Annotated in this window: 16 protein-coding genes and 2 pseudogenes; 6 read left to right on the top strand and 12 right to left on the bottom strand. The window is 72.0% G+C overall.

Going from position 1 to position 17,143, the window contains the following annotated elements:
• Positions 1 to 96 precede the first annotated feature (96 nt).
• Positions 97 to 915: pseudogene (locus AB0937_RS38235) on the bottom strand (maleylpyruvate isomerase family mycothiol-dependent enzyme); the annotation flags it as partial.
• 181 nt (positions 916 to 1,096) lie between these two features.
• On the opposite strand from AB0937_RS38235, the gene AB0937_RS38230 reads away from it, so the two are divergent.
• Positions 1,097 to 1,894, top strand: a complete 798-nt coding sequence (locus AB0937_RS38230; RefSeq protein ID WP_366718781.1) for a carbon-nitrogen family hydrolase — start codon at positions 1,097 to 1,099, stop codon at positions 1,892 to 1,894.
• Between the two features lie 35 nt (positions 1,895 to 1,929).
• On the opposite strand, the gene AB0937_RS38225 is transcribed toward AB0937_RS38230, so the two are convergent.
• Positions 1,930 to 2,421, bottom strand: a complete 492-nt coding sequence (locus AB0937_RS38225) for an LURP-one-related family protein (protein WP_366718779.1) — start codon at positions 2,419 to 2,421, stop codon at positions 1,930 to 1,932.
• Between the two features lie 155 nt (positions 2,422 to 2,576).
• Here AB0937_RS38225 and AB0937_RS38220 point away from each other — a divergent pair, with 155 nt between their 5' ends.
• Complete coding sequence (locus tag AB0937_RS38220; protein ID WP_366718777.1) at positions 2,577 to 3,041, top strand: HIT family protein; 465 nt, start codon at positions 2,577 to 2,579, stop codon at positions 3,039 to 3,041.
• Positions 3,042 to 3,063: 22 nt separating this feature from the next.
• On the opposite strand, the gene AB0937_RS38215 is transcribed toward AB0937_RS38220, so the two are convergent.
• The 7 genes from AB0937_RS38215 to AB0937_RS38185 all read right to left on the bottom strand — a co-directional run bounded on the left by AB0937_RS38215 (position 3,064) and on the right by AB0937_RS38185 (position 11,695).
• Positions 3,064 to 3,483 carry a hypothetical protein gene (locus tag AB0937_RS38215; protein WP_366718775.1) on the bottom strand — a complete coding sequence of 140 codons (420 nt, stop codon included), beginning with the start codon at positions 3,481 to 3,483 and terminating at the stop codon, positions 3,064 to 3,066.
• Complete coding sequence (locus AB0937_RS38210) at positions 3,480 to 4,823, bottom strand: hypothetical protein (RefSeq protein WP_366718774.1); 1,344 nt, start codon at positions 4,821 to 4,823, stop codon at positions 3,480 to 3,482. Before AB0937_RS38210 ends, AB0937_RS38215 begins: the two co-directional genes overlap by 4 nt.
• A 99-nt stretch (positions 4,824 to 4,922) precedes the next feature.
• Entirely contained in the window at positions 4,923 to 6,173 is a 1,251-nt protein-coding gene (locus AB0937_RS38205; protein WP_366718772.1) for an OmpA family protein, read from the bottom strand.
• Positions 6,170 to 7,075 (bottom strand): hypothetical protein, encoded by a 906-nt coding sequence (locus tag AB0937_RS38200; RefSeq protein WP_366718770.1) that lies wholly within the window; start codon positions 7,073 to 7,075, stop codon positions 6,170 to 6,172. The genes AB0937_RS38205 and AB0937_RS38200 overlap by 4 nt, the downstream gene beginning before the upstream one ends.
• A 95-nt stretch (positions 7,076 to 7,170) precedes the next feature.
• Complete coding sequence (locus AB0937_RS38195; RefSeq protein WP_366718768.1) at positions 7,171 to 9,507, bottom strand: hypothetical protein; 2,337 nt, start codon at positions 9,505 to 9,507, stop codon at positions 7,171 to 7,173.
• Positions 9,504 to 10,127 (bottom strand): toll/interleukin-1 receptor domain-containing protein, encoded by a 624-nt coding sequence (locus AB0937_RS38190; protein ID WP_366718767.1) that lies wholly within the window; start codon positions 10,125 to 10,127, stop codon positions 9,504 to 9,506. The genes AB0937_RS38195 and AB0937_RS38190 overlap by 4 nt, the downstream gene beginning before the upstream one ends.
• Positions 10,128 to 10,396: 269 nt before the next feature.
• Entirely contained in the window at positions 10,397 to 11,695 is a 1,299-nt protein-coding gene (locus AB0937_RS38185; RefSeq protein WP_366718765.1) for a helix-turn-helix transcriptional regulator, read from the bottom strand.
• Between the two features lie 158 nt (positions 11,696 to 11,853).
• Between AB0937_RS38185 and AB0937_RS38180 the strand changes: the two genes are divergently transcribed.
• From AB0937_RS38180 to AB0937_RS38170, 3 genes and pseudogenes are all read left to right on the top strand, one after another.
• Positions 11,854 to 11,997, top strand: coding sequence for a hypothetical protein (locus AB0937_RS38180; protein WP_366718783.1), 144 nt, complete (start codon positions 11,854 to 11,856; stop codon positions 11,995 to 11,997).
• A 42-nt stretch (positions 11,998 to 12,039) separates the two neighbouring features.
• On the top strand, positions 12,040 to 12,267 hold the full coding sequence (locus tag AB0937_RS38175; RefSeq protein WP_366718764.1) for a recombinase family protein: 228 nt from the start codon (positions 12,040 to 12,042) through the stop codon (positions 12,265 to 12,267).
• A pseudogene (locus tag AB0937_RS38170) lies at positions 12,266 to 12,577 on the top strand (alkyl hydroperoxide reductase); the annotation flags it as partial. The gene AB0937_RS38175 and the pseudogene AB0937_RS38170, both read left to right, overlap by 2 nt.
• A 12-nt stretch (positions 12,578 to 12,589) precedes the next feature.
• Here AB0937_RS38170 and AB0937_RS38165 read toward each other — a convergent pair.
• The 3 genes from AB0937_RS38165 to AB0937_RS38155 all read right to left on the bottom strand — a co-directional run bounded on the left by AB0937_RS38165 (position 12,590) and on the right by AB0937_RS38155 (position 16,133).
• Positions 12,590 to 12,844, bottom strand: a complete 255-nt coding sequence (locus tag AB0937_RS38165; protein WP_030846811.1) for a DUF6458 family protein — start codon at positions 12,842 to 12,844, stop codon at positions 12,590 to 12,592.
• Between the two features lie 88 nt (positions 12,845 to 12,932).
• The gene (locus tag AB0937_RS38160; protein ID WP_366718762.1) at positions 12,933 to 14,231 is read right to left on the bottom strand and encodes a M18 family aminopeptidase; all 1,299 of its coding nucleotides are present in this window, start codon (positions 14,229 to 14,231) and stop codon (positions 12,933 to 12,935) included.
• Positions 14,232 to 14,306: 75 nt separating this feature from the next.
• On the bottom strand, positions 14,307 to 16,133 hold the full coding sequence (locus AB0937_RS38155) for an acyl-CoA dehydrogenase (protein ID WP_366718760.1): 1,827 nt from the start codon (positions 16,131 to 16,133) through the stop codon (positions 14,307 to 14,309).
• Positions 16,134 to 16,587: 454 nt separating this feature from the next.
• Here AB0937_RS38155 and AB0937_RS38150 point away from each other — a divergent pair, with 454 nt between their 5' ends.
• Positions 16,588 to 17,052 (top strand): SseB family protein, encoded by a 465-nt coding sequence (locus AB0937_RS38150; protein ID WP_030846788.1) that lies wholly within the window; start codon positions 16,588 to 16,590, stop codon positions 17,050 to 17,052.
• The last annotated feature ends 91 nt before the right edge of the window (positions 17,053 to 17,143 follow it).

Below are 17,143 nucleotides of genomic sequence, written 5' to 3'. Positions count from 1 at the left end.
GTCCCGGCCGGGGTGGCCGTAGATCGTGGCGGCCAGCTCGCCCATCTGCGCGCGCGGGTCGTCGACGACCAGGACCGGCAGCCCGGACGCGGCGGGCGTCACCCTGAAGTTGTTCAGGATCGCCGCCGCCAGATCCGGGTCGCCCTCCGTCTTCAGGCGGTCGGAGACCGACTCCGGGGTGACGCGGCCGCAGGCCAGGCGGACGTACGTCTCCCAGTCGAGGGTGAGGGTGGCGGCCGGGCCGAGGGCCGGGGCCGTTTCCAGGGTGCCGCGGCCCTGGATGTCGACGCGGATCGTGCGCAGGAATTCCACCGGACCGTGCACGTCGAAGACGATCGCCGAGCTGCGCGGTGCCTGCGCGTTCTCGGCGACCACGCGCGGGAGTTCGCCGAGGAGCACGTCACGGGTGATGAGCGCGCCGGGGGAGTCGAGGTTGCCGGGGCGGCCGAGGGCGGTGCGCAGATCCTGCTCGTGCACCCACACGTCGAACGCGTGCCGCCGCATCGACTCCTCCAGGGTGAGTTCGCTGCCGAGCGGCCCCCGCACCGTCGTGCCCGGGTCGCGCGACTCGTTCCGCAGCTGCCGGTTGCGGCGGATGATCACGTACTCCAGCTCGGAGGTCATCTCCGGCGCCGTGTGGTGGCGGCGGACGTCGACCTGCATCTCCATGTAGCGCTGGTGCTCGTTGGTGACGTGGAAGAGGTCACGCGGGAGGCTGTGGATGGGACGCGGGTCGCCGAGCATCTCGCAGTCCAGACCGATGACGTGGGAGACCACGTCCCGCACCGACCACCCGGGGCACGGCGTCCGCCGGTTCCATTCGGCCTCCGCGAGCGGCTGGAGCAGCTCGGCTATCGCTTCGACGGAGTGGGTCCAGGCATCGGCGTAGGGCTGGAGGGTGGGATGCAGACTCACGGAACGGGACCCCTCGGCGGTTCGGTCACGGGCAGGTGGTGGCGGCGTTGCCAGTGGGAGGTGGCGGCTGTCGGCGGGCGTCTTGCGAGCTAAGTTACGCTGCTGTGAGGCACCCCGGCAGTGCTTTCGTGTGACGATCGTAGGCCCGTGTGGACGGCTCGAATGCCAGGACGGTGGTAGTGTGCGCGCCTCTGTGATCCAGATCGCCGTGAACGAGGACGAATCGGTCGAAGCGCGCCGCCGGCGCGTGGCGGCGCTGGTCCGGGAGCAGGCCGGAGCCGATCTCGTCGTCCTGCCGGAGCTGTGGACCACGGGTGCCTTCGCCTACGAGGAGTTCGGGCGTGAGGCCGAGCCGCTCGACGGGCCGACGTACGAGGCGATGGCGAAGGCCGCGAGCGACGCGGGCGTCTGGCTGCACGCGGGCTCCGTCCCGGAGCGGGACCCCGACGGCCCGCTCTACAACACCTCCCTGGTCTTCTCCCCCTCCGGCGACCTGGCCGCCGCCTACCGCAAGATCCACCGCTTCGGCTTCGACCAGGGCGAGGCCGTGCTGATGGGGGCGGGCAGCGAGCTGGTGACGGTGCGTCTGCCCGAGACGACCCTCGGCCTGTCCACCTGCTACGACCTCCGCTTCCCCGAGCTCTTCCGCGGTCTGGTCGACGCCGGTGCGGAGACGCTCGTGGTGTCGGCGGGCTGGCCGGAGCGCCGCCGCGCCCACTGGACGCTGCTGGCCCAGGCCCGGGCCGTGGAGAACCAGTCGTTCCTCGTCGCCTGCGCAACGGCCGGGACGCACGCCGGAGTTCCCCAGGCCGGTCACTCGATCGTGGTCGACCCGTGGGGCGAGGTGCTGGGGCAGGCCGGTGCCGGCGAGGAGGTCCTCACGGTGGAGTTCGACCCGGGGAAGGTCGCGGCGACCCGGGAGCAGTTCCCGGCGCTGAAGGACCGGATGCTGGGACTCCAGCCGCCGCGCAGGCCCTGAGGACGCCCCTGGGCGTACGTGGACGCCCGGGCGGCTCAGTCCTCCCGTTCCTTCTCCGCCAGGTGGATCACGCACACGGCCACCGCGATCAGCAGCGCCGGATCGGCGTCCTCGCGGACGACGTCCACGCCGTAGGTGTCCCGTACGGTCAGCCACCGCCGGGAGATCACCGCCAGCAGCTCCCCGTCGAACTCGACGGCGAACTCCCGGTCGAGGATCTTGCCGCTGACGTCCAGCTCGTTGCCGTCGGCCAACGCCACCCGGTAGTGGTTGCGCAGCAGGGACAGCCGTTTCCTGCGAATGGTCGCCAGCGGTTCCCCGCCGCGCTGGAGCACCATGGTGTCGCGCAGGGCGAGCATCTTCTGGTGGATGTCGACGAGGACGCGCCCCTGGGTGTCCTTCAGCTCCCAGGTGTCCCGCAGCCGCAGGGCCTTGCCGTCGACGAGGAACGCCTTGCTGCCGCGGTCGTCCTCGATCCAGTAGTCGTCACCGAAACCGAGGAGCCGGTCGTACACGAGGAATCTCATGAGACCAGGGCTTCCCCGCGGCCCGGTCCGAAACGCCGCCGATAGGCCGAAGGGCCGAGGCCCGTCCGGCACCGGCGCCGGCCCCGGGTCCGTCCGGGCGAAGGCAACCGTACGGTGACGGTGAGCAGCCGTCACGTCCGCACCCTGGAGGGGACATGCACCGGGCAGCAGAGGACCGCGATCTTCCCGAGGAGCCGGCCGCCGACGGCCCGCGCACCGCGGTCACGTGCCCGTTCTGCCGCATCGTGCGCGGGCTCGCCCCCGCCCAGGTGCTGCGCGACTGGCCCGACGCGCTGGCGATCCTGCCCCGCGGCGGGGGCGTCACGGCGGGCCACGTGCTGGTGCTGCCCAAGACGCACGTCCCGGACGTGGCGGCGGACCCGCTGGTGTCCGCGGCGACGATGCGGCGCGTCGCGGAACTCGCCGCCGAGATGGGCGACTGCAACGTCATCACGTCGCGGGGCGCCGCCGCCACGCAGACCGTGCGGCACATGCACGTCCACCTGGTGCCGCGCCGCGACGGCGACGGCATCCTGCTGCCCTGGACACCGGTCGCCGGTGCCGGCCGCCGGCCGGGCCCGGACCGGCGGCCCTGGTCGGCCCGCCCGGCCGGCGGGTGAGCCCGTCCCGGCCCGGCGCGCCTCAGCTCAGGAAGACGAGAAGCAGGCTGTTGGCCGCGGCCAGCACGCCGTAGCAGAACAGCATCGGCCGGGACAGCAGCACGGCGAGCCAGGACACCGTCCCGCCGTGGCGCTCGGCGTCCATGGTGAACGGGGGTGGCGGGTCGTCCCGGTCGCTGACGACCTTCTCGTAGAGGGCGCGGAACAGCCGCTCCTGGCGGAGGTAGTAGCCGTCGAGCAGCCAGAAGCCGACGGCGAGGGCCAGGACCACGGGGATCGTCGCGCGGCCCGGCCTCCGGTCCGCGACCGCGACGAGCACCCCGCTCAGCGTGATGCACCAGCCCTTGATCAGGAACGAGTTGTTGCCGAGCCGGGCGATCACGCTCTGGAGCAGCTCCAGGTGCTTGAGGCGCTGTTCGTCGAGGCCCGGGCCGCCGGTCATCCGGGGGATGCCCCGTCGGGCCCGGGCGGGGTCTCGGGCCCGGGCGGGGTGCCGGGCCGGGTGTCGGGCGGCTCCTCGGCCGGCGGGGCGTCGGGAGGTTCGATGTCCGGCTGTGAGAACTGCTCGTTCAGTTCCTCGACGGTCTCCTCCAGCCAGTTCTCCAGCCGGGTCGGTGCGTACCGGTCCAGCAGCCCGTCGCCGTGCTCCAGCATTTCCAGGCGCAGCCGGGGCAGGGCGGTCCTGCCGTCTCCCCCGGCCCGGTCCGGGCCGGCCGGCCATGCGTAGCCGCGCAGCGGCAGTTCCAGGGTGCCGGCGACGCCGCTCTCGGCCCGCTCCTCGAGCATCAGGACGCAGGCGTCGTCCACGGCGCGGTGCGCGTCGGCCTCCGCCTGCTCCAGGGCGGAGCGCAGCCGGTGCCAGGAGGTGCTGTGCGAGACGAGTCGCTGCCGCGCCTCGGACACGAGCCGGTCCGCGCTCTCCTCGGCGGCGGACGCGGAGCCGGAGGCCGCCTTGTCGGCCTCGGCGTAGGGATTGTGCGCGAGGACGGCCGTCGCCGCGGTGGCGAGACCGAGCGAGACGATGAGGAAGACGGCCATCACCGTGCCGGCCGTGTCGAAGGCCAGCGGGTTGCTCTGGTCCGTCCGCGTGTAGGCGGTCGTGGCGAGCAGGCCGAGGAGCAGCAGGTTGGCGAGGACCGGAAGGACCGGCGCGGACCAGGGGAGACCGTCCGGCCGCCGGGTCTCGGTGCGGGGGCCGTCCAGCCGCAGCGCGTGCCGCAGTGCGGGCCAGGGCGCGCGCCGCACCCGTTCGGTGCGGTGAGCGGCGCGTACCCGCAGCCGGAACAGCGATCTCGCCAGCCAGCAGCTCAGCGCGAACTGGAGGGTGGACACCCCGAGGGCGACCAGGAAGGACAGGGCGTAGACCACGGTCTGCCACGGGCCGTCCGGGCCGACGCTCAGGGCCTGCGCCGTGGCCTGGCCGACGAAGGGCAGGTCGAACAGGGCGCTCAGCCCCAGCATCACCCACTGGAGCCACGACCAGGGCCGGCGGCTGCGGCGCAGCCCCTCCGGCCCGTCCGAGGTGTGCCGGACCCGGATCGCGCGGACCCGGTTGCGGGCCTCGCCCGCCGTCCGGCCGACGGTGAAACGCTCCACGGCGTCGATCGCGGTGAGCGCCGACTGGAACGTCTCCACCAGCGTCGTGCCCAGCTCCCCGAGGTTCCGCTGGGCCTTGGCCAGGCCGTTGTTGGCCTGCGTGAAGGCCCGCATCAGCACGGCGTGTTCCCGGCTGTCCACGGGGTCGGCCGGCCGCCCGGCGGGCCGGGGCCCGTCCGGGCCCACGAAGGGGAGGAACTTCTTACCGGGGCAGGGTATGGGCGCCTCGCGGGCGCCCCCGTTCGAACCGTTGCTGCCGTTCACTTTCATGGCGGATGCCTCGCCTCACTTCCGGATGATCTCGATGTCCACGCGGCGGTCGCACTGCCACCGCTGCTCCCGGGTCATGTCCCCGGCGGCCGTCTCCTCGGTCTCGGGGCAGCCCGGTGACCGGCCCCGGCCGTGCGCCGTCACACGGGAAGCGGCCACCCCGTGGTCGACGAGGACCTCCCGCACCGCGTCCGCCCGGTCCTGGGACAGCTCGCGGTCGTTGCCCGAGCCGCCGCGCGGGTCGACGTAGCCGTTGACCACGACCCGGTCGAGCGAGGGGGTGGTGCGTGCGGTCGCGGCGACGTCGGCGAGCGTGCTGACGGCCGCGCGCCGCAGCCTCGGCGAGTCCGTGTCGAACAGGGCGGCGCCCGGCAGCGTGATCGTCCGGGAGCGGCTGTCTCCGTAGCGCACCACCGGCTCGCCCGGGGAACCCGGCCGGGCCGGAGCGGGGGACTGCGCCATGACGGAGGAGTCCTCGGCGTCGCACGTGCCGCCGGCCCGCTCGCACAGCGTGGTCCACAGCTTGCGCAGCCAGAGGCGCTGGGCCGTGTCGGCGGAGGGCTGGCCCCCCGCGGAGTGCCCCAGGCCCACGAACGTGACCTTCACCCCCGACAGACGGGGGAGTTCGCTGAACTCCCCCCGCGCGGCGCACACCGAGACGATCGACTTGATGTCCTGCGCCGAGCCGAACCGCGCCCCCCGCAGGTCGGCGCAGCCCGTGGTGGACAGCCCGTCGCTGAGCACGAGCAGGTGCCGTTCGCCCTTCGCGTCACTGAGCATCTCGGCGCCCGCCGCCAGCGCGGCGAGGACGTCGGTGCCCCCGTCGACGGGCCGGGTCCGCTGGGCCGTGGCGAGGTCGTCGCGCAGGCAGTCGTTCGCGCCCTGGCGGTTCAGCTCCTGGTTGCGCGGGTTGTCGTTGCTCTCCTTCCAGTCGCCGGGCCGCTCCTGCACGGTCCACACGACGTCCCCGGCGGGCCCGCCGAAGGTGCCGATGGAGACGGTCTTCCCCTTCTCGTCCTCCTTGTCGAGGAGCCCGTCGACGGTCCGCCCGTAGTCCGGTCCCCGGGACCCGGCCTTCTTGACGTGCACGGATGCCGAACCGTCGACGAGGACGACGGTCCGGTCGTCCTCCGGGGCGGGCGCCTGGGTCTTCGTCCAGGCGCATCCGGCTCTCTCGTCCTCTTCCTCGCAGCCGGTGAGCAGTGGGGCGGCCGTAAGGACGCCCACCACCGCGACGGCGGCGGAAAGCCGGCGTGCGGCGCTCACAGGGCCGGCCCCTCGGAGGCGATGGCGTCCTCGATCCAGGACGACTCGCTGAGCCCCATCTCCCGGCGGAACGCGCCGATCGCCTTGTCGTAGGCGTCGGCGAACTCGAACAGCCCGGCCTCCTGGTGGGCGCCGCGCGCCCCCTCCAGCGTCGTGATCAGCGCGTCGACGCTGGTACGGCGCTGCCTGCGCAGTCCCTCCATGACCTTGCGGAAGTCCTGGTCGGCGAGCGTGGCCGCGAACGGGACCAGCAGACGCCTCTGGTGGGCGTCGAGTTCACCGATCAGCTCCAGGTCGCTGATCACCTTCAGCCAGGCCTCGGTGAGCTCCCGCGCCCGCTCCGCCCTGATCAGGCCCAGGCGCTGCGTCTCCCGGAGCGTCAGCTCGTTCAGACGGTGCGGCAGCACGTGCTCGCGCAGGGCGGGGTCGACCCGGACCCGGACCGAGGGTGTGCACCGGATGAGGCCCTCGGTGTCGTCGAAGCACCAGTTGCCGTCGATCGACAGCTTCTTGTTGATCGCGCGCTCGGCGGCGACCGGGTCGGCCGGGTCGCAGTCGCGGGCGGCCGACCAGCCGACCCGCAGCAACTCCTCGCGCGCCGTCGCCTCGTGGTGCACGACGCGTTCCTTCAGCGTCTCCCGCGACATCGCCGAGCTGTTCCACTGGAACGTCGGGAACACCTCGTAGGAGAAGACGTCGTCCCGCGCCGCCATGGAGAGCGGTGTCTCCGGGGGCAGGGACTGCACGAAAACCTTCCTGCGGCGGGGCTGCCGGGTGGTCTCGTCCCCGTCGTCGGAGCCCGCGCTCTCCGGCTCCTCCTCGAAGGTGTCGTCGTACCGGTTCCGTCGCCAGGTTCGCCACGCCTCGCGCAGCGTGGCGAACAGGCCTTTGCGGCGTGCCATGTCGGTCCTCCTGTGGGGTCGGTCTGTTTTCGGGTGTGATGTGCCGGGGCCGGGTGGTGCCGGCCGGGAGAAGGCGGTACGAGGTGCGCCGGGGCTCAAGCGCCGCTCAGGCCACGCAGAAGCCGGGCGATCAACCGGGCGTCCGGCAGTTGGCGCGCCCACCGGCGCAGGTTGAACAGGGCGCGGCGGTCCTTGGGCGGCCACATCCGGAGCGCGAACTTCTCCAGGAAAAGGGTCAGTTCCTCGTCCTCGTCGGCCGCGACCAGCCAGTCGCACAGCAGGCGCCAGGCCTGGCCCGAATGGGCCGGGTCGATCAGCGCGCGCTGCCACAACAGCAGCAGCGTTTCCTCGCCCCCGGGGTCCTCCATCGCCTGGTGGGCGAGCGTCGGACGGGACGGCAGCTCGGGTCCCGCGGCCAGGGGGCCGAGGACCAGCAGGGTGCGGACCGCGTGCCGCGGCAGGTGCCCGTCGCCCGCACGGATCCACCGCCCGAGCGCCTCGGCGACGGGTGCCGCGCCGCCCTCGGCGAGGAACAGCGCCGCGGTCGAGTAGGCGACGGAGGCATAGGGGTCGAGCGCGGGCCGGCCGCCCAGGCCTTGCAGGGCCCGCAGGGTGCCCGGCACGTCCTGGGTCCCCACCTGCGTCCCGTAGGTCCGCGCGGCGCTGTCCTGGAGTTGCGGACTGGGGCTGCCGGACCAGTCCCGCACCTGACGGGCGACCTGGGCCGTGATCCGGGGATCGTCGGCGGCCATCGCCACCGACAGCGCCATGGCGGCGTAGCGGCGGTCGCGCACCGACGGGCTGCGTGCCCAGTCCTTCACCACGTCCCGGTACACGCTGTCGAAGTCGTGCCGGAGCAGATGGCCGACGATCACGGCGGCCCGGGCGCCGACCCGCTCCAGACGGTCGTCGGCCAGGGCCCGCAGCCACGCGACCAGCGGGTCGCGCAGCCAGCCGAATCCGTGCCAGATCACCTCGATGACCGCCGGCATCAGATCCGGGTCCGTGAGCCGGGCGCGGCGCGGGTTGTCGGACAGGTGGGCTCCGGCCTCGGCGGCGATGCCCATGCCCGGTGCGACCAGCCGGTCCAGGTCCAGCTCGAAGACGGGCCGGGCGGGCGCCGACTCCCGGTACTCGGCGCGCAGCATCTCCGCGCTCAGCCGCGTGCCCATCCGCAGGACGTCGGACAGCGGCAGATCGTGTCCGAGGACGTAGGAGATCCGCACGGCCTGGTGGTGCGTCTCGGCCTCCGAGGCGGACGGTTCCCCGTCGGCGTTCTGCGTCTCCGACAGCTTCAGGAACCGTCTGGCGAGGCTCCGCAAGTCCTCGTGAGGGGTGTCGAGAAGGACGTCCAGGGCGTCCTCGGTGCCGTGCAGGCACGCGGCGATGTTCCGGGCGAAGGACGTGATCCAGTCGATCGAGCGGGCGGCGTCGAGCTTGTCGCCCACCCGTGGGTCGTCCAGCACCCCGTCCGCGAACCGGCGCAGCCGTGCCCGGTCGCAGCGGTCGCGGTCGGTGCACCGGGCGCGGTGCGCCTCCAGCACGGACTTCAGGTGCGCGTCCAGCACCGGCCGCGGCTCGGGGCGCAGGTGCCGGACGGCGTAGGGGGCCGGGAGGTCGTCGTCGGTCCGGGTGTCCTCGACGACCAGGACGACGTACGTCCCGTGCGCACGGGCGAGCAGGCTCAGCGCCTGGAGCGTGCTCCTGCCGGGGCGCCGGCCGCCCAGACCGACCAGGACGCCCTCCCCGCGCTTCAGGCAGCGCCGGGCCTGTGCGACCAGGGCCTGGAGCAGGTCGGCGTCGGCGCTGTGCAGGACGGAGACCCGGTCGCTGCCGCACCGGTCGGCCAGCAGGAAGGTGCCTGTGTCCTCCCGTCCGCTGCCCGACCGCCCGACCAGGGTGACGAGGTGGTGCTCGCGCAGCGTTTCGGCCATCTGCTCCTGGTGCGGGACGGGCTGGTGCAGCTGGTGCAGTCGTGCCGTCTCCGTGGCGTCGAGACGTATGCGGTGGAGTTCGGCGGCCTTGGCCGTGCCGACGTTCAGCGTGTAGGCGTTGCCGCCGAAGGCCAGGGCGTTGTTGTACGCCTCGTGGAAGGCGGCGATGGTCTCGATCTCGGCCCGGAAGCGGTCCTCCGCGTCGCGCGCCCGCTGCCCGGATTTCCGGGACCGGTCGTCGTCCGGCGGGGAGTCGGCCTGCTCGCCGGGCTCTTCGTCGCTCCGCCCCTCGTCGTCCCGGCCGTCGTCGGGCCGGTCGTCGTCGTCCCGGTCGTCGTCGTCCGGACCGGGACCGGCCGGTTCGCCGGCGTCCTCCGGCGCGCCGGCGTCCGCGGCGGGCGGCTCCTCGGGTCCGGGGGGCGGCGCGTCCGGTCTCGGCTCGGATGCGGGTGCCGGGGCCGGGGCGCCGGGCGCGGGGACGTCGTCAGTCGTGCTCATGGGCGTTCCTCGTCGTCTTCCTCGGGGCCGAAGTTGTACGTGTTGGCTGTGTTGCCGTTGCCGCCGAAGTTGGCCGAGCCGTGGTCGAAGCGCTCGACGTTGTACGTGGCTCCGCCGCTCTCGCCCTGGGGCCGGCGGGGGCGCCTGCGGCGCAGGCCGGGAACCGCCTTGTGGACCGCCTCGAAGAGTGGCGGGAAGTCGATGTGTTCCTGGTGCGGCCGGAAGAACACGCACTGGCGGCTGCTCAGGTTGCGGATGTCGGCCGGGAGTTCGGACGCGTTCGGCATGTCCGCGCCGTCGACCAGGACCGGGAGGACGTCGATGCCCCAGGCGAACGCCAGGGCGATCTCCTTGCGGACCCAGTCCTCCGGGTCGTCGATGCAGCGGCGGCCTGCGTCGTCCGTCGCCGTCGCCCACCGGTGGCCCATGACCGCGAGCAGCAGGTCGCACTTGCGCAGGGCACCCGTGATCTCGTCGGGGAAGTGCGCGCCCTTGCCGATCGACCGCTGGTCCCGGAACACCTCCCGCTCGCCGAACTCGTCCCGGAGCGCTGTGTCCAGGTGCGGACCGGCCGTACCGGTGTCGGCACGGCGGAAGTTGACGAAGACACGGGGAGCCATGCTGTTCCTCGTTTCGTGAGAGGGCGCGCACCCGGCAGGTCCGGGTGGGCTGGGCTGATGCCCGGAGTCGTGTGCTCCGCGGGCGAGTTGGAGATGGGTCGCCGACGCGGCGCCGACGGTGGGTAAATCCGACATTTTCAGCCGCCGTACGGACGGTCAACGCGTTGCCTGTTGACACTTCCGGTGCCAACAGGACACAGGCGACCGGGGCGGTCGTCGGAGGCCGCCCGGGCGGCTGTCGCGGCCCGGGCGCGGTGGTGCGGGGAGCCTCAGGTCGTCCGGGCCCCACGCAGGCTCGCGGCGATGACCGGCAGGAGGTCGCGGACCGCGGGATGTTTCCGCCGGGTGGCCAGCGACGACCTCAGTTGCCGCAAGTCGGCCCGTACGGTGGCGGAGTCGGTGGTCCGCACGTCCTCGGCGACGGACCGGGCCACCGCGCAGGCCCGGTCGACCTCGTCGGCGTCCGCGAGGGCGAGGGCCAGCCGGGCGCCGTGCCGGGCGCGGGCCCGCAGGGCGTGCGGGGCGATGGTGTCCTGTCCCGCGTCGAGCAGGGTGACGGCGGCCTCGGACTCGCCGAGTTCCCGCAGGCACCAGGCCGCGACGAAGGCGGCGAGGTCGGGGAGGTGGGTGCTGCCCAGCGCGGGGGCCTCGTCCGTCTGCGTCCGGGCGGCGTCCACGAGTCCGGCTCCCCGGTCGAGGGCGCGCAGACACTGCGTCTCGCTGCCCATGAGCGCGTACCCCTGGGCCTCGCGCTGCGCGGCCAGTTCCCTGGTGCGCAGGCCGCGAGCCTGCCGGCCGGCCGCCTCCGCGAGTTCCACGGTGGTCTGCGCGTCCCCTGCGTAGAGGGCGAGTTCGGCCCGGCGCAGCAGTGTGTACGCGGCCATCTCGTGATCGCCGCACGAGGCGGCCAGTTGTGCGGCCTGCTCGGTCCACCAGCGGGCGGCCCGGTCGTCGCCCGCCTCCTGCCACATCCAGCCCGTGTACTCGGCGAAGCGCGCGGCGAGCCGGAGCACGGCGGCGCGGCCGGCGGGCGCGGCGCCGTGGGCGAGACCGCGCAGCGCCCCGGTGGCCGTGCTGCTCAGCGGGATCACGAGGGCGGGCCCGGAGCACTGGCCGAGCCGGCGGTACTCGTCGAACACGGCGTGGAACACGGGGAGCGACGCCTCCACCGAGACGGCTTCCCGGCAGCCCGGCGTGACGGCCCAGTGCGCCACGACGGCGGAGGCGTGACCGTCCGCGAGTGCCTCGGGGTCGCTGGCCGTGAAGGTGCTCTCGCCGTCGGCGGACACACACAGCGACCAGGGCACGCCGTCGCCGCCGTGCGAGGCGGGACGCTCCTCACGCGCCCGCGCCGCGGCGGGCAGCAGGGCGAGGAGCGCGCCGTCGGCGCGCAGTTTGGCGTCGCAGGCGCGGGCCAGTTCCAGGCTGGGGTTGCGGTGGCCCCGCTCGATCTTGCTCAGGTGCGACCTCGTCGCATGGACGAGCCGTTCCATGTCGGTCAGCGATTTCCCGGACTCGTTCCTTCGCCGGCGAAGTTCCTCACCGAACGTCGGGGCCTGTGCTGACATGGTGGCTCCCCCGCCTCGTGCCAATCGACGCTCGATTTTGACACACCTTGCAGCAAGATCATCTATTTAGTGCAGATATGCAAAAATCAATGAGTCATGTGTTCTATGCCTGAAATCTCCGTTCGAATCATTTCGGCGTTTCCCGGCATCCTGGACCCATGAGCAACCAGGGAAGACCCGCGCCCCGCAGCCCCCGCGTACGCGCCCCCGAACTCCGCGGCAAGGGCGGCTGGCTGAATACGGGCGGTCACCCGTACGCCCTCGCCGACCTGCGAGGACGCATCGTCATCCTGGATTTCTGAAAATAGACAACAGAGCACCGAACTTGTCACCACACTGAGTGTGTGCACCAAGACACGATCTGCGACCTGTACCTCCGCCTGTCCCTCGACCGGGACGGCAAGACCGCAATCGAACGGCAGGAAGCCGACTGCCGTGCCTGGGCCGAACGCAACGGACTGACCGTCCGTAAGGTCCACATAGACAGAGGTCGCTCCGGCTACAAGACCGTTGAGCGCAAGGGCTTCGACGCCGCGTTGGCGGCGGTGACGGCGGGTGTCGACGGCACGTGAGGCCCCGGCCGGCCGGAGGCTGGACACCCGGTACGGCCCCTCGACCCGCCTGCTGGTCTCCTCCACCCCGCCGGAGCTGCTGCGCGGCGGCGAGGGGGCGGGGACGGGCCTGTCCCGCGCCCTCGAACTCGACCCCGCCGTTCCGGAGGGTGTGCTGCATGTGTCCGCGACGGCCGCCTCCTGCGACGACGACCCGGACAACGAGTACCCGGCCTGCCGTGTCCACCAGCAGGACTGGCGTGTCCCCGTCCGACTCACCGAAGCAGGGGCGGACCGGCTTCCGCTGGTGCTGGCCGGTATGGACGCCTGAGAACCCCGGACGTCACACGCCGTATCCGTCGCTGTAGCCGTCGCGGCGGTGGTGGACCGCCGGGTCCTCGACGACGCCGGGCGTCGTCGGGGGCACCACCACGCGACGGCGCCTGGCGATGCTGCTGAACGTGGTGACGCCGATCAGTCCGACGATCATCAGAATGATGCCGACCAGGTCGAGGTTGACCCCCTGCATGTCCCAGTCGGTCGCGAACGTGAGGATGGCTCCCACGGCGATGAGGATGATGCATCCGCCGAGGCCCATGTGTGTCGCCTCCCTGTACGGTCCGGTCGTTCCGGTCCCGGAACACCGGGTACCCCCGAGGCGAACACCCATGCGGTGACGACCCGTTCTACCTCTCCAGGAACGCCGTCAGCGCGTTCGCGAGCAGGAACGGGTCGTCGGCGCCGCACAGTTCGCGGACGCTGTGCATGGAAAGGATGGCCACGCCGATGTCGACGGTCCGGATGCCGTGCCGGGCGGCGGTGATCGGGCCGATCGTGGTGCCGCAGGGCATGGAGTTGTTGGAGACGAACGACTGGAAGGGCACGTCGGCCGCCTCGCAGGCCGCCGTGAACTCCGCGCGGCCCGAACCGTCCGTGGCGTAGCGGTTGTTGACGTTGACCTTGAGGATCGGGCCGCCGTTGACGCGCGGGTGGTGCGTCGGGTCGTGCCGCTCCGCGTAGTTGGGGTGGACGGCGTGGCCCGTGTCGGAGGACAGGCAGACCGTGCCGGCGAAGGCGCGGGCCCGGTCCTCGTAGGAGCCGCCGCGGGCGAACACCGAGCGTTCCAGCACGTTGCCGAGCAGCGGCCCGTCCGCGCCGGTGTCCGACTGGGAGCCGTTCTCCTCGTGGTCGAAGGCGGCCAGGACCGGGATGGACGCCGGCTGCGACGAGGAGGAGGCGACGGCCGCGAGGGCGGCGGTGCCGGCGTGCACCGACAGGAGGTTGTCCATGCGCGGGCCGGCCAGCAGCTCGCGGTCGCGGCCCAGGTAGGCGGGCGGTTCCACGGAGTGCGTCATCAGGTCCCAGCCGGTGACCTCGCCCGCCGGGATGCCGGCCGTCTCCTCCAGGAAGGCGATCAGGTCGCCGTCGCGCACGTCACGGCCGAGGCCCCACACCGGCTGCATGTGCCGCTGCTTGTCGAGCTTGAGACCGTCGGCGGTGACCGAGCGGTCCAGGTGGATGGCGAGCTGCGGGACGCGCAGCAGCGGCCGGTCCACGTTCACCAGGCGCGTCGAGCCGTCGCGCAGGGTCAGGCGGCCGGCGATGCCGAGGTCACGGTCGAGCCAGGAGTTGAGCAGCGGTCCGCCGTAGATCTCCACGGCCACCTGGCGCCAGCCGTGCGCCCCGCTGTCGGGGAGCGGCTTGACGCGCAGGTTGGGGGAGTCGGTGTGGGCGCCGACGATCCGGAACGGCGTGTGGGGCGCGGCGCCCTCCGGCATGTACCAGGCGACGATCGCGCCGCCGCGCAGGACGTACTTGCCGCCGCTCGTCCCGTCCCAGGCGTCCGTCTCGGCGACCTGCCTGAAGCCCGCCTTCTCCAGCCGCTCGGCGGCCGTGGCCACGGCGTGGTACGGCGAGGGGCTCGCCGCCAGGAAGGTCATGAGGTCGTCGGTGTGGCCGCGGTCGAAGCGGGCTCGTTCGGTCATGGGTTCACTTTAACGACGGACGAGGGCCCGTTCCCCGGGTAAGGGAACGGGCCCTCGTCCAGAGGACGTGAAGGATCAGAACGCGGCCTCGTCCAGCTCCATCAGGTCCAGCTCGACGCCCTCGGCGATCTTGCGGGCCAGGGTGACGCCCGGCAGGACGTTGGCGGCGAAGAACTTCGCGGCGGCGATCTTGCCCGTGTAGAAGGCCTTGTCCTTGGCGGTGGCCGTCTCCAGCTTCTCGGCGGCGACCGCGGCACCCTTGAGCAGCAGGTAACCGACGACGACGTCACCGGAGGCCATCAGCAGGCGGGTGCTGTTGAGGCCCACCTTGTAGATGTTCTTGACGTCCTGCTCGGTGGCGGCGAGGTCGGTGAGCATCAGGCCGACGATGGCCTCCAGCTCGACGGCGGCCTTGGCGAGGTGCTCGCGGGCACCGGCCAGCTCCTCGCCGCCCGTGCCGAGGGCGAGGAACTTCTTGATGTCCTCGGCGAGGGAGTTCAGCGCGGCGCCCTGGTTGCGGACGATCTTCCGGAAGAAGAAGTCCTGGCCCTGGATGGCCGTGGTGCCCTCGTAGAGGGTGTCGATCTTGGAGTCCCGGATGTACTGCTCGATCGGGTACTCCTGGAGGAAGCCGGAGCCGCCGAAGGTCTGCAGCGACTGGGCGAGCTGCTCGTAGCCCTTCTCGGAGCCGTAGCCCTTGACGATGGGCAGGAGCAGGTCGTTCAGGGCCTCCAGAGCGGAGACGTCCTCGCCGGCGGCCTCCTTGACCTGGATCTCGTCCTGGATCGAGGCCGTGTGGAGCACCAGGGCGCGCATGCCCTCCGCGTACGCCTTCTGCGTCATGAGCGAGCGGCGCACGTCGGGGTGGTGGGTGATGGTGACCTTGGGCGCGGTCTTGTCCATGAAGTTCGCCAGGTCGGGGCCCTGGACACGCTCCTTGGCGTACTCCAGGGCGTTGAGGTAGCCCGTGGAGAGCGTGGAGATCGCCTTCGTGCCGACCATCATGCGGGCGAACTCGATGATGCGGAACATCTGGCGGATGCCGTCGTGCTTGTCGCCGATCAGCCAGCCCTTGGCGGGGTGCTGGTCGCCGAAGGTCATCTCGCAGGTGTTGGAGGCCTTCAGGCCCATCTTGTGCTCGACGTTCGTGGCGTAGACGCCGTTGCGCTCGCCCAGCTCGCCGGTCTCGAAGTCGAAGAGGTACTTCGGGACGAGGAAGAGGGACAGGCCCTTGGTGCCGGGGCCGGCGCCCTCGGGGCGGGCCAGCACGTAGTGGAGGATGTTCTCCGACATGTCGTGCTCACCGGAGGTGATGAAGCGCTTCACACCCTCGATGTGCCAGGAGCCGTCCTCCTGCTGCACGGCCTTGGTGCGGCCGGCGCCCACGTCGGAGCCCGCGTCGGGCTCGGTGAGCACCATGGTGGAGCCCCACTGCTTCTCCGTGGCGACCTTGGCTATGTGCTTCTGGACCTCGTTGCCCTCCTCGAAGAGGATGCCGGCGAAGGCCGGGCCCGAGGAGTACATCCACACGGCCGGGTTGGCGCCCAGGATCAGCTCGGCGTAGGCCCAGATCAGGGAGCGGGGCGAGGTGGTGCCGCCGATCTCCTCGGGGAGGCCGAGCCGCCAGTACTCGGAGTCCATGAAGGCCTGGTAGCTCTTCTTGAAGGAGGCCGGGACCGGCGCGGTGTTGGTCTCGGGGTCGAAGACCGGCGGGTTGCGGTCGGCGTCGATGAAGGACTCGGCCAGCTCGTTCTCCGAGAGGCGGGTCAGCTCCTCCAGGATGCTCTTCGCGGTCTCGACGTCCATCTCCTCGAACGGACCGGTGCCGTACACCTTGTCCCGCCCGAGTACCTCGAAGAGGTTGAACTCGATGTCGCGGAGATTCGACTTGTAGTGCCCCATGGTGACGGCTCCCGGCTCCGTAGAGAGATCGGCGAGGCACTGGATCCTCGCGCTAGTTCACGTACCAACAAGTAGCTACGATGATGCTACCCGTCGGTAATAAGAAGCAACCCCGAACCCGTCATCTGTGACAGGTCACACCGGAACGGTCAGTTCCGCGGTGCAGCCGTCCGTCGCGCCGCCTTCCCGAAGGACGCCTGCGGCACCGTCCACGCCACGGACGGCTACGCCGCGGGCGTGCGGAACCTGAGCGGCCGCTCTGGAGGACGACGGCGTCTTCAGCGACGGGCACGACCGGCAGCCGGCCATGATGTCGGGCCGCGTGCGCTCACACCTCGACGCCAGGAGTGCCGGCCGCAGCGATCCGCAGGACCGGCGCTGTCGACTCGCTGCCGGTTTTCCGGACCGGCCGTACCGGCCCGCCCGCCCGTCCGCTCTCGGTACGCTTGCGCTCATGTACGGCTACGACCAGACAGCGGGCCCGCAAGGGCAGTACGCCCCTCCGCAGCAGCCGATGTCCGGCGGATACGGGCAGCAGCCACCGCTGTACCCCGAGCCGTCCCCGCCCTCCCTCACGGACGCGGTGCGCGCCTTCACCACGGGGCAGATGGCCGCCGAGGACTTCCAGCAGGTCTTCGCGACGTCGAAGGTCTACTGCCCGCGCGGCGACAACCCCGGCTTCCTCGCCCTGCACAACACGCAGCAGCCGGTGATCCCGATGTTCAGCACGCTCAAGGAGCTGCGCCGGTACGCGGGCAAGGAGTCCAAGTACTTCGTGATCACCGGCGCCGAGGTGCTGGACCTGCTGCCGACCGGCTACGGCTTCGTCCTCGACATGGAGGGCGAGCACCGCATGGTGTTCGACGCGAAGGCCGTGGAGCAGATGGTCGAGTTCGCGATGCGCCGGATGTACGGCTAGTGCCGCGGCAGGCAACGTTCGCCCCGTCGCGACGCCCGGCACGCCCTCTCGCCGCACCGGCCGAAAGCCCGAGTACGCCCAGTACGAGGGC

This window comes from Streptomyces sp. NPDC047880 (assembly GCF_040706515.1).
In the GTDB taxonomy this organism is placed as follows: Bacteria; Actinomycetota; Actinomycetes; order Streptomycetales; family Streptomycetaceae; genus Streptomyces.
This window is presented reverse-complemented; position numbering and strand designations above follow the sequence as displayed.

Excerpts from the sequence above, each read along its gene's own strand:
- AB0937_RS38165 (WP_030846811.1), bottom strand. The coding sequence starts at position 12,844 with ATGGGCCTCGGCGGATGCATCATCCTCATCGCCGTGGGAGCCATCCTC.
- AB0937_RS38190 (WP_366718767.1), bottom strand. The coding sequence starts at position 10,127 with ATGGCTCCCCGTGTCTTCGTCAACTTCCGCCGTGCCGACACCGGTACG.
- AB0937_RS38215 (WP_366718775.1), bottom strand. The coding sequence starts at position 3,483 with ATGACCGGCGGCCCGGGCCTCGACGAACAGCGCCTCAAGCACCTGGAG.
- AB0937_RS38225 (WP_366718779.1), bottom strand. The coding sequence starts at position 2,421 with ATGAGATTCCTCGTGTACGACCGGCTCCTCGGTTTCGGTGACGACTAC.
- AB0937_RS38185 (WP_366718765.1), bottom strand. The coding sequence starts at position 11,695 with ATGTCAGCACAGGCCCCGACGTTCGGTGAGGAACTTCGCCGGCGAAGG.
- AB0937_RS38195 (WP_366718768.1), bottom strand. The coding sequence starts at position 9,507 with ATGAGCACGACTGACGACGTCCCCGCGCCCGGCGCCCCGGCCCCGGCA.
- AB0937_RS38180 (WP_366718783.1), top strand. The coding sequence starts at position 11,854 with ATGAGCAACCAGGGAAGACCCGCGCCCCGCAGCCCCCGCGTACGCGCC.
- AB0937_RS38155 (WP_366718760.1), bottom strand. The coding sequence starts at position 16,133 with ATGGGGCACTACAAGTCGAATCTCCGCGACATCGAGTTCAACCTCTTC.
- AB0937_RS38160 (WP_366718762.1), bottom strand. The coding sequence starts at position 14,231 with ATGACCGAACGAGCCCGCTTCGACCGCGGCCACACCGACGACCTCATG.
- AB0937_RS38220 (WP_366718777.1), top strand. The coding sequence starts at position 2,577 with ATGCACCGGGCAGCAGAGGACCGCGATCTTCCCGAGGAGCCGGCCGCC.
- AB0937_RS38200 (WP_366718770.1), bottom strand. The coding sequence starts at position 7,075 with ATGGCACGCCGCAAAGGCCTGTTCGCCACGCTGCGCGAGGCGTGGCGA.
- AB0937_RS38150 (WP_030846788.1), top strand. The coding sequence starts at position 16,588 with ATGTACGGCTACGACCAGACAGCGGGCCCGCAAGGGCAGTACGCCCCT.